The sequence below is a fragment of the Rhizobium sp. ERR 942 genome (assembly GCF_007828395.1).
Classification (GTDB): domain Bacteria; phylum Pseudomonadota; class Alphaproteobacteria; order Rhizobiales; family Rhizobiaceae; genus Rhizobium; species Rhizobium dioscoreae.
On record NZ_VIUA01000006.1, the window covers coordinates 1 to 14,052 of the forward strand.

A 14,052-nucleotide genomic window follows, 5' to 3' on the forward strand; every position below is an offset into this window, starting at 1 on the left:
GCAAGGTGGCTCAGACCATGGGTTCGATACAAAATCGAAAAGGCAAGCTATGAAACTATGATTGAACTTGACGGCGAAATCCTCATGTGAGCTTTGGGCATTCTGCTGCAGGCGCTCCGCAAGCGCATCCAGATCGGGCAGAAACCAGACCTCGCGACCCCTATTGGATTCATAGACGAAATCGCGCAGGGCATTACTGTCCGCGATCCATCCGGAGACGTCGCCGAGAATAACGAGCTGTGAACGATAGTTGACGAATTTCTGGATGATTGCGCCGGCAATGCGGGTTGAGAGCCGGAAAAACTCCTCGCTCAGCCGTGATGTCGGAACGACCACCAGCTGTGCTTCAGCGTCCCACGCAGCGCTGATCCAATCATTCACATCCCTTTCGCTGGCGAGCAGCGGACCGTTGTCATCGCCGATAACGACTTTTCGGCCGGAAAATTCTTTGACGGTGTACATGCTGGTTCGACTTTGCATTCCATCGAGGGAAAGGTTGTTTGTTGTTGCTCTAAGTTGATAGTGGTTTCAAGGCGTCAGTCACCATCCTTATGCTTCATTGATATCCGCAATTCTTTTTCGGAGATCGGAGCCAAATCCTAGCCTAAGGCGTTATCGCCGCTGCGTCATATCACTTGATCTGATGATCTCGTCCGCAATAGGACGATGAAGGCGAGAACGTGACTCACAAGGAGCAGCGGCACGTAAAGCGTCGGTATATAAATGCCTGCGCCGAAGAGACCGGGATTTCCGATTTTCGTTACGCCCATGTAATAGGCATTCAGAAGATCCAGAGTTCCCCAGATGTTGAATATCCAGACAACCGGAATGGCGATCGGCGACCGCCAGGAAAGGGCGGCCATGGAAGCGAGCGCGAGTATAGCCGAGATGAGATCGCCCCATCCGACCTTGTTGGCAAAATCCGAGCTCAACTGCGGAGATACGAATCCGGATACCAGAAAATTCATCCCCAAGAACCGGAACGCATGGAAAGCAGCAAGAAGTCTTAGAGCCTCATAACGCCGCATTGTGCGAAGCGCTGGCCAGACATAGACATAGGCTATCACCGAACTTGTCAGGAAGGCGCCGGCGACACTTAGAACGAATGGGAGATTGAGTTCCGGTGGCATCTCGGTTTCCTTCGTGTTTATCTTTCTGGTCTGACGGCATCGAAATCAATAAGTGTATTTCGCTGCCTTCGGGCGTTTAGGCATTGGCCAAGAGCAGGCGGAGCGGCAAAAGCGGACCGATCGCGATATATTCGTGATCCATGAGATTTTGCTTGGCCAACGGCAAGCCTTCCATGATTGCGTGAGCGTCGGCGACATCTCTCGAATCCAGCAGGAACACGGCTCCCCGGCCATCGCCTCGCGAATACCATTCGCGTATTTTTCCATCGAGATAGAGCTGCGCGGTCCGCCGGATTTCATCTGGCATGATAGCCATCACCCGCTCGCGTGTGACGCCCGCCTTCACGGTGAGGATGACCATCACTCCGGTGACTACGGGTGAGACGGCTTGCGCTTGAGCAGGGGTTGCGTGATCGTTCATGGAAGTAGCTCCTGTAAGAGTAAAGACCAGGAAGAGGTTGCAGAGCCGGGACGTCACAAACGTTCGGGCTTGGCGTTTGCGATGCTCCCGATTTGCAACTCACGTATAAGGCCACTTTCCATGAGCGACTATTCTCGATAATGTCGACGAGTTATGAAGCAGAACTTCACAGTCAGACAGGGTGCACTCGATGGCGTGGAGGCCTTTCTGAGCGTCGCCCAGCATTGCAGTTTTCGCAAAGCAGCGGCCGAACTTGGGGTAACGCCATCGGCAATCAGCCAGGCGGTACGCTCACTTGAGGCGCGCGTCGGCGCCGCACTTTTTATTCGCACGACGCGCAGTGTCAGCCTGAGCGAAGCCGGCGAACGATTTCACTTGCGCGCAAAGCCTGCTTTCGAGGAGCTTGTCGCGGCAAGCGAGGTCGCGCGTGACCTTGGGCAGCGGCCTGCGGGACTGCTGCGCCTCACCGTACCGCGGGCAGTGATGCCAATCCTGCTGGAGCCGCTGATCGCATCCTTCTGCCAAGCTTATCCTCAGGTCGAGGTGGAGATCGCCGCAAGCGCAGATCTGGTCGATATCGCTGCCGAGGGATTTGACGCCGGCATCCGGCTGGGGCAGTTCATTGCCGCTGACATGGTTGCGGTTCGGCTTACCCCGCCCTTTCCGCTGGTGGTCGTTGGTACCCCCGAGTATCTTCGCCGGCGGGGAAGGCCCGAACGTATCGATGATCTGCGCCAGCACGCCTGTTTGCGCATGCGCCGCTCGGACGCGTCGATCGCACCATGGTCCTTTGTCGATGGCAACAGGCCGATCGAGGCAATCGTCTCAGGCCCGCTGATCGCTCGTGATTTTCCCACCATTCTTGGTGCGGCCGGGGAGGATATGGGACTTGCACAAGTGCCTGAGCCGATTGCCCTCAGCCTGATGAAAGCAGACAAGCTCGTGCAGGTTCTGGAGTCATTCGCGCCGTTGGCGCCGGGAGTGTTTCTATACTATCCCAACCGCCATCAAATGATGCCGAAGCTGCGTGCTTTTATTGATCACGTAAAAAGCCATTCGGGCGCTATCAGCAAAACACAAAGACGCATCGATGACAAACGAACACGCGAGCCGAAAAAGCGCTGATGTCGGAGGCGTTGACCGGATTGAATTGAAGTTACCAGGTGCTGCGGGCCAGGATGTGAGGTCTCGACTGCGGTTGCAAGGGCGCCATTGCATCTGATACGCCGCGCTGATCTGTTTCATTCAGCGCTACCACCTTCTCATTTCCATTCGGTTGTCTGGATGTATTCTAACGCTTTGTTTTAATGTGTTTTGGAACTAAAGGTCGTGCGAGACCGTTTATCTCTGACTTTGACACGGCGCTGACGTCGTGCCCGGCCGGCTGGGTAAGCGGCGCTTTTGAGGAGTGTCTTAATATGAGGATTTCATCTGGATTTCGTTCGGTCGCGGTTGCCGCTATTGCTGCCGCGGGGATCGGCTTTGCCGGCGTCGCGCATGCCGATAGCGGCACGATCCGCTTTTCTGTCTATAAGGCGGCTTTCTTCGTCGGCGGCTCCGGAGGCGAGGGCACACTGACCTTCCATGGCCGCAAATATCCCATCTCGATCGGCGGCATCTCGGGCGGCCTCGCCTTTGGTGCCTCCAAGACCTATTTCCAGGGCACAGTGCGCAATATTCGCCGCGCCCGCGATGTAGGCGGTGTCTACGGTGCTGCCGGCGGCGGCGGCGCGATCGGCAAGGGTGCTCAGATGATCGTCATGACCAATGACAAGGGCGCCCAGCTCGAACTGACAGGCAGGCAGGTCGGCCTGCAGGTCAACGCCGATCTCAGCGGCCTGAGCATCACGGTGAAGTAAGGTCACCAGTCCAAGCCTATGGTGCAGAAGAGCCCGATCGGCGGAATTAGCGTTCGGGCTTTTCAGGAGAAGGTATGGTTTCCTCCTTCTTTCCATGCCTCGGAAGCGCGCGATGAACAGCTTCTCCGTCGGCGTCAGATGTCGTATAGCCGCCACCCTTGACGAAGTACCAAGCCAGCCCGCTGGTACCAGTATTGCGCTGGTCATTGGAACGGGCCACGATGACGTTGTCGGCCTGGCACGGGGAGAACGATTGCTGCTCCCGGTATTGCTAAAAACAAAAGGCTCTAGACGAGCACGGCACCGCCATCCACGATTACGGATTGGCCGGTGACATAGGCATTGCGCATGAACGACAGGTACGCTTCAGCGATATCCGACGGCTCGCCGACACGTCCCACGGGCAACTTCCCGCCCACCGAGCGGAAGATCTGGTCCCGTGCCTCGGATGGGATACCGGACCACAGATCGGTGGCAACCATTCCGGGCGTCACAACATTGACGCGCAGAGGCGCGAGATCGAGGGCAAGCGCGCGGGTCAGGGATTCGATTGCGCCGCAAATGCTTGCCGCGAAGGCAAAACCTGCCGGCGGCCGCCGGGCCGAGGTTCCGCTTGTCAACACGATGGACCCGCCATCGCGCATGTGTGGCTGTGCCGCCTTCACGGCAGCGACCGCACCCCAATAGCGCAATTCAAAAAAGCTGCGTGCGGTCGCCAGATCGATTTCGACGACGGGCTTGCCGAACGGCAAAGGCTCGCCTGCAGTGAAGACCAGGTGGTCGAACGCGCCGAGCGTCGAGAAGAATGCCGAGAGGGACTCCATCGACCTTATATCGACGACCGCACCTGTGGCGGTTCCTTCCGGTAAACGCGTGATGGCGCCCGCGACATTCTCTTGTTGGCTGGAAGCGATGATAACGTGAGCCCCTTCATGGACGGCTCCTTGAGCCACCGCAAAGCCGATACCACGAGATCCGCCAAGGATCGCGACCCGCTTGTTATGCAACATGACTTTTCCTTTCGCAGATGCAGATGGGTTATCCGTTGAGTGCGGCCCGCCTCTTGAAGGAAAGACTACTTCGATCTAATCATTCGATCGATAATGTATCTTGCATATTAATTTATCAATCGGCCAAAAATTTGGATCCTTTTCTCGACCTCATCCACCTGCTTCGTCCGCGCGCCACGCTCTGGGGCGGGATCGAGGGCTATGGCCGATGGGCGGTGTCGTTCCGCAAACGGGACGACCTGCTGTTCTGCTGGCTGGAGCGCGGCGCCTGCCAGCTGATCCGAGCCGACAAGGAACCGCTCCTGCTGCAGGAAGGCGACTTCGTCCTCATCAGAACCGACAAGAGCTTTGTCCTTGCCTCGGACGCGCAAGCTGCTGCTCAGGACAGCGAGGCGATGGTCGCAGCCACAGGTAAAACGCTTCTGAGGATGGGTGCAGGCTCGGAAGCGCCTGTGGTATTACGTGGCGGGCGGTTCGTCTTCGATACGGCGAATGAGGGCCTCCTCACTTGGCTCATGCCATCCTTTGTCCATGTCATGCGTGATGACGTCTCCTCTTGGCGTGTTCGCAGTTTGCTGAGCTTGAACCTGTCGGAGTCATCGCAACCGAGAGCCGGTAGCGACTTCGTCATTACGCGCTTGATGGAATTGACATTTGTCGAGATTCTTCGCGGCGCCGTCCCTGACGCAACCCGGGAGCACAGGGGCTTGCTCGCCGGATTGAATGACCCCGTGACAGCCCGGGCGCTGACGGCACTGCACGAAGACGCCGCGAAAGACTGGACGCTGGCAGACTTGGCGCGGCTCTGCGGTGTTTCCCGATCCAGCCTTTCGAGCCGGTTCCGCAGCGTGGTCGGCATGGCGCCGATCGGCTATCTTCAGCACTGGCGTATGGCCGTTGCGAAGGATGCGTTGCGTCGCGGTGACAAAACTATTGGCGAGATCGGGCTCGCCATAGGCTTCCTGTCACCAAGCGCCTTTAGCACCGCCTTCACCCGATTTGTCGGCGTCTCGCCCAAGACGTTCGCCGCGCGGGAGCGCCAAGCCCCGTCGTGAACGTGTGCCCTCGATAGCAATTGTCCCGAGCCAGCCACCGTTCCAGGCGCACGCGCGCCTAGAGCCGGATGATTTTAGGTCGAGCCGACCTAAAATCTGAAATCCGTTCCAGAACCAAAGAAGTAGAGCGTGATGTCGTTCGAAATCCCCTCATACTTTTAGGCATCACGCTCTAACGCAGGGGACCGGAAGCGGACAGACCTAAACGAGAGGAGCATCCCTTTTGAAGCCAGTCGATGCTTCGATGGAGCGATGCAACAAAGCCGGAATAGATACTCCCTGTTGATCCAGGCGGGGCGTGTAAGCCTTCTCGAGTCGCTCCGCCTCCTCGTCGCTCAACACGACCGACAGCGAAGCCACGGCATCGTCGATATGCTTGGTCTTCAGTGCGCCCACGATCGGCGCAGCGACCACGCGATTTCGACGTAACCACGCCAGGGAAATCTCGGCAGCGCCGACATTACGTTCCGCGGCGATGGCATTCACCGCTTCGACGATTGCCCGATCGCTGGCCGCCGTATCCGGATTTTGCTGGGCACCGGACGGTTCGGTCTCCGTCCGCGTCGTCGTCATCCCCCATGGGCGGGCCAATTTCCCACGCGCGAGCGGACTGTAGATCAGGGTCGACACACCCTCATCGGCACAGAGCGGGATCATCTCGCGTTCTTCTTCGCGCGCGACCAGATTGTAATTGTGCTGCATAGAGATGAAGCGCATCCAGCCGTTGGACTTCTGGATGTGCAACGCTTTGGCAAACTCCCACGCCTTCATCGACGAGGCGCCGAGATAGCGTACCTTGCCCGCTTTCACGGCGTCGTGAAGCGCTTCGAGCGTTTCCTCCCACGGGGTCAGCTGGTCGCGGCGGTGTATCTGGTAGAGATCGATATAGTCTGTGCCGAGCCGCCGCAGGCTGTGATCAAGTTCAGCCATGATGGCCTTGCGCGATAGCCCGATCGCATTGGGGCCGTTGCGTGTCGCGCCCGCAACCTTGGTGGCGATGACGACAGCATCCCGGTTCACGAAATCCTTGATCGCGCGCCCGAGGAATTCCTCGCTTGTGCCGGTAGAGTACATGTTGGCTGTGTCGAAGAAGTTGATCCCGGTCCTGAGGGCGTGATGGATCAACTCCCGGCTCGAGCTTTCTTCCACTGACCAGGCCGGATGGCCCTTGGCCGGATCGCCGAACCCCATGCAACCGATGCAGACGGGCGACACGTCGAGTCCCGAGTTGCCGAGCTTTACATATTGCATAAACGCCTCCACCGTATAGAAACGGACATATGTCCGATTTCTCGATATGGATATGGACAATTGTCCGTTTAGTCAAGGCTGATGACCGAAACCCATAAGCGTCGCGCCGACGCCCGCACCAATCGCGACCGCATCCTGGCTGTCGCACGAGACGCCCTTGCAATCGATCCAACGGCCTCGCTGCATTCCATCGCCAAGGCCGCGGGCGTGGGGCAGGGCACGCTGTACCGCCACTTCCCGACCCGGGAATCGCTCGTCCTCGGCATCTATCGCGACAGTATCGACGAGCTGGTGAGCCTCGCACCGTCGCTCCTCGAGGCGTTCAAGCCACTCGAAGCCTTCCGAAGATGGGCGGAGCGGTTCGTCGATTACGGCCGCAAGAAGCACGGTGTCGCGGATATGCTGCGGGCCGCCATGACCGACCAGGACTTTCGGGAAACCTATTGGCCCATGGTCGACGCCGTCAGGCTTCTGATGGACGCTTGCGTCGATGCGGGCGAGGTCTCGAAGCCGGTCGACGCCGAGGACTTTCTGCAGTTGCTGGCCTTGCTCACCCAACTACCGCCTACAGCGGAAGGCACAGCACGCAGCGAGCGCCTACTAAAGCTAGCCTTCCACGGGCTGGAGCGAAGTGAGGATCACTGAGGCTGCCGGTAACTCGGACGATTGGCAGCTTACTCGTCGCTCACAGCCAGAAGCCGATTGACCTCCAAGGTCCCAAACGTAGCCGGCGCAATTGTAACGTTGAGGAGAAATCCAGCCGGTGCGCGCCTGCGTCAAAAGGTTAGCGAAGGGCCTGGCTGTCGCTCAATTGCTATTCCGTGCTACCGACGGAGCAACTTACACTACAATAGCCAAAACTATCTGGCTGTATCCCCCGTCACTCCCACTCGATCGTGCCGGGCGGCTTCGAAGTGACGTCGTAGACCACGCGGTTGATGCCGCGGACTTCGTTGATGATGCGGGTCGCGGCGCGGCCGAGGAATTCCATGTCGTAGTGATAGAAATCCGCCGTCATGCCGTCGACGGAGGTGACGGCGCGCAGCGCGCAGACGAATTCGTAGGTGCGGCCGTCGCCCATGACGCCGACGGTTTGGACCGGCAGCAGTACCGCGAAGGCCTGCCAGATCGCGTCGTAAAGGCCGGCCTTGCGGATTTCGTCGAGATAGATGGCATCGGCTTCGCGCAGGATTTCCAACTTCTCGCGCGTGATGCCGCCCGGGCAACGGATCGCGAGGCCGGGACCGGGGAAGGGATGGCGGCCGATGAAGCTGTCGGGCAGGCCAAGCTCTTTGCCGAGCACGCGCACTTCGTCCTTGAAGAGTTCGCGCAGCGGCTCGACGAGCTGCATCTTCATGCGCTCCGGCAGGCCGCCCACATTGTGGTGCGACTTGATGGTGACCGAGGGACCGCCGGTGAAGGAAACGCTCTCGATGACGTCGGGATAGAGCGTGCCCTGGCCAAGGAAATCGGCACCGCCGAGCTTCTTGGCCTCATCCTCGAAGGTCTCGATGAAGAGGCGGCCGATGATCTTGCGCTTGGTTTCGGGGTCGGAAACACCCTCGAGCTCGCCGATGAAGCGGTCGGAAGCATCGACATGGATCAAATGCAGGTTGTAGTGCTCGCGGAACATGGCGACGACGTTTGCCGCCTCGTCCTTGCGCATCAGGCCGTGATCGACGAGAATGCAGGTCAGCTGGTCGCCGACTGCTTCGTGGATCAGCAGCGCGGCAACGGAGGAATCGACACCACCGGAAAGAGCGCAGATGACGCGCTTGTCGCCGACCTGATCGCGGATCGCCTGAACCGCCTTGGCGCGATAGGCCGACATCGACCAGTCGCCCTTGATGCCGGCGATATTGTGGATGAAGTTGCCGATCAGCTTGGCGCCATCGGGCGTATGCACGACTTCCGGATGGAACTGCACGCCGTAATATTTGCGCTTCTCGTCGGCGATAAAGGCGTAAGGCGCATTCGAGGACGTCGCGACCACTTCGAAACCTTCCGGCAGCGCGGTGACGCGGTCGCCGTGGCTCATCCAGACCTGATGGCGCGAACCGTTGGACCACAATCCTTCGAAGAGAGCGCAATCCTTGTCAACTTCCAGGAAGGCGCGGCCGAATTCACGGTGATGGCCGCTCTCGACCTTGCCGCCGAGCTGCATGCACATGGTCTGCTGGCCGTAGCAGATGCCGAAGACCGGGATGCCGCTGTCGAAGATGATCTGCGGCGCCCGCGGCGAGCCTTCGTCCACGGTCGAGGCCGGACTGCCCGACAGAATCACGGCCTTCGGCTGCAGCCGCTTGAAGCCAGCTTCGGCGGATTGGAAGGGAACGATTTCGCAGTAGACGCCCGCTTCGCGCACACGCCGTGCGATGAGCTGCGTCACCTGGCTGCCAAAATCGACGATGAGAACGGTATCGGGATGTGCTGTCTGGGTCATGACGAGCCTTTAATGAAAAGCGCTTTCCCTGGCAATCGGGCAAATCACGCGAGAGCCGATTTTATTGTCCCGATTGTCCTTACTTTGCTTAGTTTCTGGCCCCTCAGAACCAGAATACGCCGTCTTCCAGCGCCGTAAACAGGCCGTCGACGGCATAGGAGAGTTTGCGGTCGATCACATGCAGATATTCCGTCCAGTCGGAAATGTGCTGCAGATCGACCTTCCCGTCGGAAATGCCCCGCAGGCCGATCAGCGGCAGGCCATAGGTCTGGCAGGCGCGCAGCACCGCGAAGGTTTCCATGTCGACCATGTCGGTGCCAATGCGCTCATAGGCCTCCGCGCCGGAGACGATATTAGCGCCGGTCGAAAGGCTGCCCTCGGCAATGGTCGGGATGCGCAGCGGCAGTTCGATCGTCGCGGGCAGATCGAGAAAGGGCGTACGGCCCTTTTCGAAGCCGAGCGGCGAGGCATCCATGTCGCGGTAGGAAACCGAGGTGACCTGATAGACTTCCGTCTGTTCCAGCCTGGCGGAACCAGCCGAGCCGAGCGACACCACGAGATCGGGAAGATCGCCCTGGGCTTCGAGCTGTGCGAAGGCGCGGGTGAGCGCGATGGCCGCCTCGACCGGGCCGACGCCCGTCATCAGCGGATCGATGCGCGAGCGCAGGAAGGGTCCATATTCGGCCTCGGCGGCCATGACGAACAGGATCGATTTGCCCGATACCCGCTTCAGTTCGAATTTCATCCGCTAATTCCCTCTCTGCCCCGGATGACCATCATCGTTCCCGTCATCGAGGCGATCAGCTTGGCTGGCCCATCGCCGATGGCATAGCCGCGTCCGTCGGCGACGATGATCGTCGTGCCGGGCTTGGTGACATCGCCGCGAAACAGGAAGCGCTCACCGCGCCCCGGCGACATCAGATTGATCTTGAATTCGATCGTGAGGATCGATGCGGAAGGGTCGATGACGCTATAGGCGGCAAAGCCGCAGGCCGAATCCAGCGCCGCGGCGATGATGCCGGCGTGCAATATGCCATGCTGCTGCGTCAGCTTGATATCGAAGGGCAGCTCGATCTCGACCGTTCCGTGCTCGACGCGCGTCAGCTCTGCGCCGATTGTCGCCATGGCGGCCTGCCGCTCGAAGCTGGTCCTGATACGGCTCCGAAAATCGCCGCTGGTCCCCGTATCGTCTGCCCCTGTCATGCCGTCCCCTTTCGCGGGTGCGAAATTGGCACGGGGAGGCGGTTTGGACAAGGGTTATCCGGTGGAAAAGCGGAGGCGTTCCAGCCTCCACTCCGGACATCGAATTTCCACGATCGGATCGTCATGCTATCCGAAGCGATGATGCTTGTGGCGAGGGCGCAGATGACGACGATCCGGCAATCGGTGGATGCCTACGAGACCTGGATGCGGGCGCAGCTCGGCGCCGATCTGGTCGAGGCGGGTCTGGCAAAGAAGCACAAGCTGATGAAGGCCGACAGCTTCTCCTTCCTGCGCGGTACCTATTGGCGCTGGGCGGAAACCATCCTCGACGTCTGCCCCGAGCTCAAGAGCGCGCCGCAATTGCTGGCGATCGGCGATACGCATCTGGAAAATTTCGGCACCTGGCGCGATGAAGAAGGCCGCCTCGTCTGGGGCGCCAATGATTTCGACGAGGCGGCCGTCATGCCCTATGCGCTCGATCTTGTACGCCTTGCCACGAGTGCCATGCTGGCGCGCGGCGAGGACGGCCCGACGCTGCGTGTTGTTGCCGACAGCATCCTCGCCGGCTATCGCCGCGGACTGCGCCAGCCGTCTCCCGTCATTCTCGAGCGCGATTACAAATGGCTGCGCAATGCCGTCTTGCTGCCGAACGCCGAGCGCAAAGCCTTTTGGGAGAAATACCGCAACCTGCCGCCGGCGACGGATCCCGTGGCGGACCGCTACCTCAAGGCACTGCGCAAGGCATTGCCCGAACCAGCGACGACATTCGAGCCGAAACCGCGTCTGGCCGGCACCGGCAGCCTGGGCCGTCCGCGCTTCATCGCCTATGTCGAATGGCGCGGCGGCCCGGTACTGCGCGAGGTCAAGGCGCTTCTGCAATCCGGCTGGTCGCTGAAGCACGATCCGTCGGACAGGACGATCCGGACGGGTGTTATCGCCGGCGGGCGGGCGCGCTCACCCGATCCGCGCTATCAGGTGGACGGAGGCTTGCTGGTGCGCCGGCTCTCGCCCAACAGCCGCAAGATCGAAGTCGACGGTGATGCCGAGGTGCTGCTGTCGCCTGACATGCTCGATCTGATGGGGTTTGAAATCGCCAATTGCCACGCCAACGACGCTTCGCTCGTTCCCGGTATTCTGGCCGATCTCGATGCGCGCAATGCCGATTGGCTGCGTGTGGCCGCCAAGGCGGCGGCCGCTGCGGTCACGGCGGAGCAGGTGGAATTTGCGGGAAGAGGCTAAGGCCGGCGAACCGGTCAATGCCCAGCAGCTTCCAGGATCAGATGGGCGATCGTATCGGGATGCGAGATCAGCGAGAGATGGCTAGCCTTCACTTCGATGGTCTTGGCACCCATGCGCTTGGCCATGAAGCGCTCCAGATCCGGATTGATCGTCCTGTCTTCGGTGGAGACCGCATACCAGCTGGGCTTGCTGCGCCAGGCGGCCTGCGTGGTCTTGCCGGACAGAAGCGCCTTCTGGAAGGGCTGCTGCACGGCATAGAGCACCTCGGCCTTGGCCTTAGGCAAGTCGCCGGCGAAGTCGCGCAGGAACGCTTCCTCGGTCAGCCGTCCTTCGTCGCCATCAAAGACGATGCCGGCTGATGCCGGCGGTGTCGGATACGTCTTGGCGAGCGCCGTATAGTCTTCGCCGGCATCCGGTGCGCGGGCGGCGACATAGACGAGCGCGGAAACCTTCGGATGCACACCGGCTTCGGTGACGATCATGCCGGAGAAGGAATGGCCGACGAGGACAGTCGGGCCGTCCTGACGATCGAGAACCCGCTGCGCGGCCCCCACCGCTTCCGGAAGTGTCGTCAACGGATTTTGTACCGCCGTGCAGTTCAGCCCCCTGGACTGCAGCCGGGCGATAACCTCCGTCCAGCAGGAGCCGTCTGCGAAAAGTCCGTGGGCCAGGACGACATTGCGTGCCTTCAATGGCGCAGACTTAACCGCTCCGGATGCGGGTTTCGCATTGCTGGCGGCCACGCCGCGCGCGGAAACGAGGGAGGCAGCGGCGCCGGCGATAATGGCGGTCGAGAAACTCCGTCTGGTCATCATCATGATCGTGATCCTTATGGTTGGAGGATTAATAGGCGCCAGAAAGCCGTCCGCGCCGAATGTCGGAGCGGCAAAGCTTCTGAAATTCTGTATGTCTCGGAGCGGCATATGATCAAACGCGCGGATCAAATATGGCCGATCCTGTATTCCTGTTCAGCGTCGAGCTTACCTTGTGTATGCAAAGCGGAGGCTGTTGATTGTTTGTGTATTCTAAGTGGCGGATTTGGTCAATAATTGGATGCGTAACGGTTGCGTGATGGGTTATATGTATGCGAACACAATGAGGTGATATGCTTTTGCATACAGCCTTGGTTGACCTTGCCGAGGTGGGAGCGATGGTGGGCGACGCGGTTGAAGATCGCGAGTTGCTGTCGGAGCGTATTCACAGCCCGAAGCCATCGTGCAGGCTATAGCGGAAGAGGATGGGGAAATGGCGTCGCGGCCCATGCGGATACATGATGCTAAATGCCGCGACGGCATTGCGGCGCTTTATCGAGGCAGCAAGCTTACCTGAGCATTGCAGCCAAAGTCCGGCTCAGCCGCGGGCGATCCGCACGATATGCTGATCCCAGGCGACATCGCTGTGCGCACCGAGGAAATTGCCGTCGTAGGATGAGACGGCAAAACCATGCCGTGCCGGCGCGATGCCAGCCGCATCGGCGATGCTCTCCACCTTCAGCACCTGGCCCGTCGTCGCATCGAGCGTCACCGAAGTTCCTTCGATCGGTGATGTCACACCGACCAGATTTTCGGCGCGATTGACGGCGATGGCGCCGACGTAATTGCCGAGTGCTTGCGTCGTCTCGTCGGGCAGGGTGACGAAACTCAGGTCCTCGCCTCTCGCGAAATGGCCGACAAGCGGCGGCAGGTCGTTGCGATGTCCTTCGTATTGGCAAGCGAACCAGACGCGCCCGCTGGCGTCGATATCGACATGCCGGGTCGAGACCTGGGCATATTGCGCCGGCAGCGTATGCTTCTCGAGCAGCCTGCCGCTCGCAGCGTCGATCAGCGTCAGCGACGGTTCCATATGATCGAGATTGAGCTTGGTGCGGCCGAAATCCGGATGGGTCTCGATGCCGCCATTGGCGACGATCAGGAATCTGCCATCGTCTGAAACCGTCATGTCGTGCGGACCGACGCCATAGGTGTCGTATTCGCCGATGCGGGCAAAGTGGTTGCCGGCATCATAGAGCCCGATGATGCCGCGATTATAGTCGAAATCGTTCTCGCTGGCATAGAGCAGCCTGCCATCCGGCGAAAACGTGCCGTGCCCGTAGAAATGCCGGCCTTCTCTAGCGGAAATGACGATCGGCTCGGCCTTGTTCCAGGGATCGAAGATCATCGCATAGGTGCCGGGCCGGCGCGCGAAGGCGACGGTCTTGCCGGTCGCCTTTGAGAAGGCCATGCCATGGGCGCGGGCGGGCAGCGCCACCTGGTCGACGATGTAGCCCTGTTCTGTCACGGTCGCCACGGCAAAGGAACCATCGGCACTTCGAATGCCGGAAGCATAGACCGCATCGGCCCGCTCCAGCGCCATCAAGGCACCGGGCTTCAGGGCCGCCAGGAAGGTCAGCCCCGCGGCTTTGACAAAAGTTCTCCGATCGATCAGGCCGCTGCGCATCGCGC

General features: G+C 60.0%; 15 protein-coding genes. 5 read left to right on the forward strand and 10 right to left on the reverse strand.

Features of this window, described 5'->3' with window-relative positions; translation table 11 throughout:
* The 3 genes from FBZ97_RS23250 to FBZ97_RS23260 all read right to left on the reverse strand — a co-directional run.
* Positions 1-462: DUF4180 domain-containing protein (locus FBZ97_RS23250; protein ID WP_145322117.1), on the reverse strand; the 462-nt coding region annotated here is incomplete at its 3' end.
* A 164-nt stretch (positions 463-626) separates the two neighbouring features.
* On the reverse strand, positions 627-1,130 hold the full coding sequence (locus tag FBZ97_RS23255; protein ID WP_145322119.1) for a hypothetical protein: 504 nt from the start codon (positions 1,128-1,130) through the stop codon (positions 627-629).
* Positions 1,131-1,206: 76 nt separating this feature from the next.
* Positions 1,207-1,551 carry a hypothetical protein gene (locus FBZ97_RS23260; protein ID WP_233788606.1) on the reverse strand — a complete coding sequence of 115 codons (345 nt, stop codon included), beginning with the start codon at positions 1,549-1,551 and terminating at the stop codon, positions 1,207-1,209.
* A 153-nt stretch (positions 1,552-1,704) separates the two neighbouring features.
* Here FBZ97_RS23260 and FBZ97_RS23265 point away from each other — a divergent pair, with 153 nt between their 5' ends.
* Complete coding sequence (locus tag FBZ97_RS23265; RefSeq protein ID WP_145322121.1) at positions 1,705-2,676, forward strand: LysR family transcriptional regulator; 972 nt, start codon at positions 1,705-1,707, stop codon at positions 2,674-2,676.
* 293 nt (positions 2,677-2,969) lie between these two features.
* Complete coding sequence (locus FBZ97_RS23270; RefSeq protein ID WP_069611058.1) at positions 2,970-3,410, forward strand: hypothetical protein; 441 nt, start codon at positions 2,970-2,972, stop codon at positions 3,408-3,410.
* Between the two features lie 287 nt (positions 3,411-3,697).
* On the opposite strand, the gene FBZ97_RS23275 is transcribed toward FBZ97_RS23270, so the two are convergent.
* Positions 3,698-4,420 (reverse strand): SDR family oxidoreductase, encoded by a 723-nt coding sequence (locus tag FBZ97_RS23275; RefSeq protein WP_145322123.1) that lies wholly within the window; start codon positions 4,418-4,420, stop codon positions 3,698-3,700.
* Between the two features lie 23 nt (positions 4,421-4,443).
* Here FBZ97_RS23275 and FBZ97_RS23280 point away from each other — a divergent pair, with 23 nt between their 5' ends.
* A complete protein-coding gene (locus FBZ97_RS23280; RefSeq protein WP_246661831.1) occupies positions 4,444-5,475 on the forward strand; it encodes an AraC family transcriptional regulator in 1,032 nt (343 codons plus the stop codon).
* A gap of 201 nt (positions 5,476-5,676) precedes the next feature.
* Here FBZ97_RS23280 and FBZ97_RS23285 read toward each other — a convergent pair whose 3' ends face one another.
* Complete coding sequence (locus FBZ97_RS23285) at positions 5,677-6,726, reverse strand: aldo/keto reductase (RefSeq protein WP_145322125.1); 1,050 nt, start codon at positions 6,724-6,726, stop codon at positions 5,677-5,679.
* Positions 6,727-6,807: 81 nt separating this feature from the next.
* On the opposite strand from FBZ97_RS23285, the gene FBZ97_RS23290 reads away from it, so the two are divergent.
* The gene (locus FBZ97_RS23290) at positions 6,808-7,371 is read left to right on the forward strand and encodes a TetR/AcrR family transcriptional regulator (protein WP_145322127.1); all 564 of its coding nucleotides are present in this window, start codon (positions 6,808-6,810) and stop codon (positions 7,369-7,371) included.
* Between the two features lie 235 nt (positions 7,372-7,606).
* On the opposite strand, the gene guaA is transcribed toward FBZ97_RS23290, so the two are convergent.
* The 3 genes from guaA to FBZ97_RS23305 form a co-directional block, all read right to left on the reverse strand.
* Positions 7,607-9,169, reverse strand: coding sequence for a glutamine-hydrolyzing GMP synthase (gene guaA / locus FBZ97_RS23295; RefSeq protein WP_069611063.1), 1,563 nt, complete (start codon positions 9,167-9,169; stop codon positions 7,607-7,609).
* Between the two features lie 103 nt (positions 9,170-9,272).
* The gene (locus FBZ97_RS23300) at positions 9,273-9,914 is read right to left on the reverse strand and encodes a 5'-methylthioadenosine/S-adenosylhomocysteine nucleosidase (protein ID WP_069611064.1); all 642 of its coding nucleotides are present in this window, start codon (positions 9,912-9,914) and stop codon (positions 9,273-9,275) included.
* Positions 9,911-10,372: a PaaI family thioesterase gene (locus tag FBZ97_RS23305; RefSeq protein WP_113329908.1), complete on the reverse strand. Its 462-nt coding sequence runs from the start codon at positions 10,370-10,372 to the stop codon at positions 9,911-9,913. The genes FBZ97_RS23300 and FBZ97_RS23305 overlap by 4 nt, the downstream gene beginning before the upstream one ends.
* Before the next feature lie 162 nt (positions 10,373-10,534).
* Here FBZ97_RS23305 and FBZ97_RS23310 point away from each other — a divergent pair, with 162 nt between their 5' ends.
* Positions 10,535-11,611, forward strand: coding sequence for a DUF2252 family protein (locus FBZ97_RS23310; protein WP_145322742.1), 1,077 nt, complete (start codon positions 10,535-10,537; stop codon positions 11,609-11,611).
* 14 nt (positions 11,612-11,625) lie between these two features.
* On the opposite strand, the gene FBZ97_RS23315 is transcribed toward FBZ97_RS23310, so the two are convergent.
* The gene (locus tag FBZ97_RS23315) at positions 11,626-12,429 is read right to left on the reverse strand and encodes an alpha/beta hydrolase (protein ID WP_145322129.1); all 804 of its coding nucleotides are present in this window, start codon (positions 12,427-12,429) and stop codon (positions 11,626-11,628) included.
* Positions 12,430-12,961: 532 nt separating this feature from the next.
* Complete coding sequence (locus FBZ97_RS23325; RefSeq protein WP_145322131.1) at positions 12,962-14,047, reverse strand: DUF1513 domain-containing protein; 1,086 nt, start codon at positions 14,045-14,047, stop codon at positions 12,962-12,964.
* Positions 14,048-14,052 lie beyond the last annotated feature (5 nt).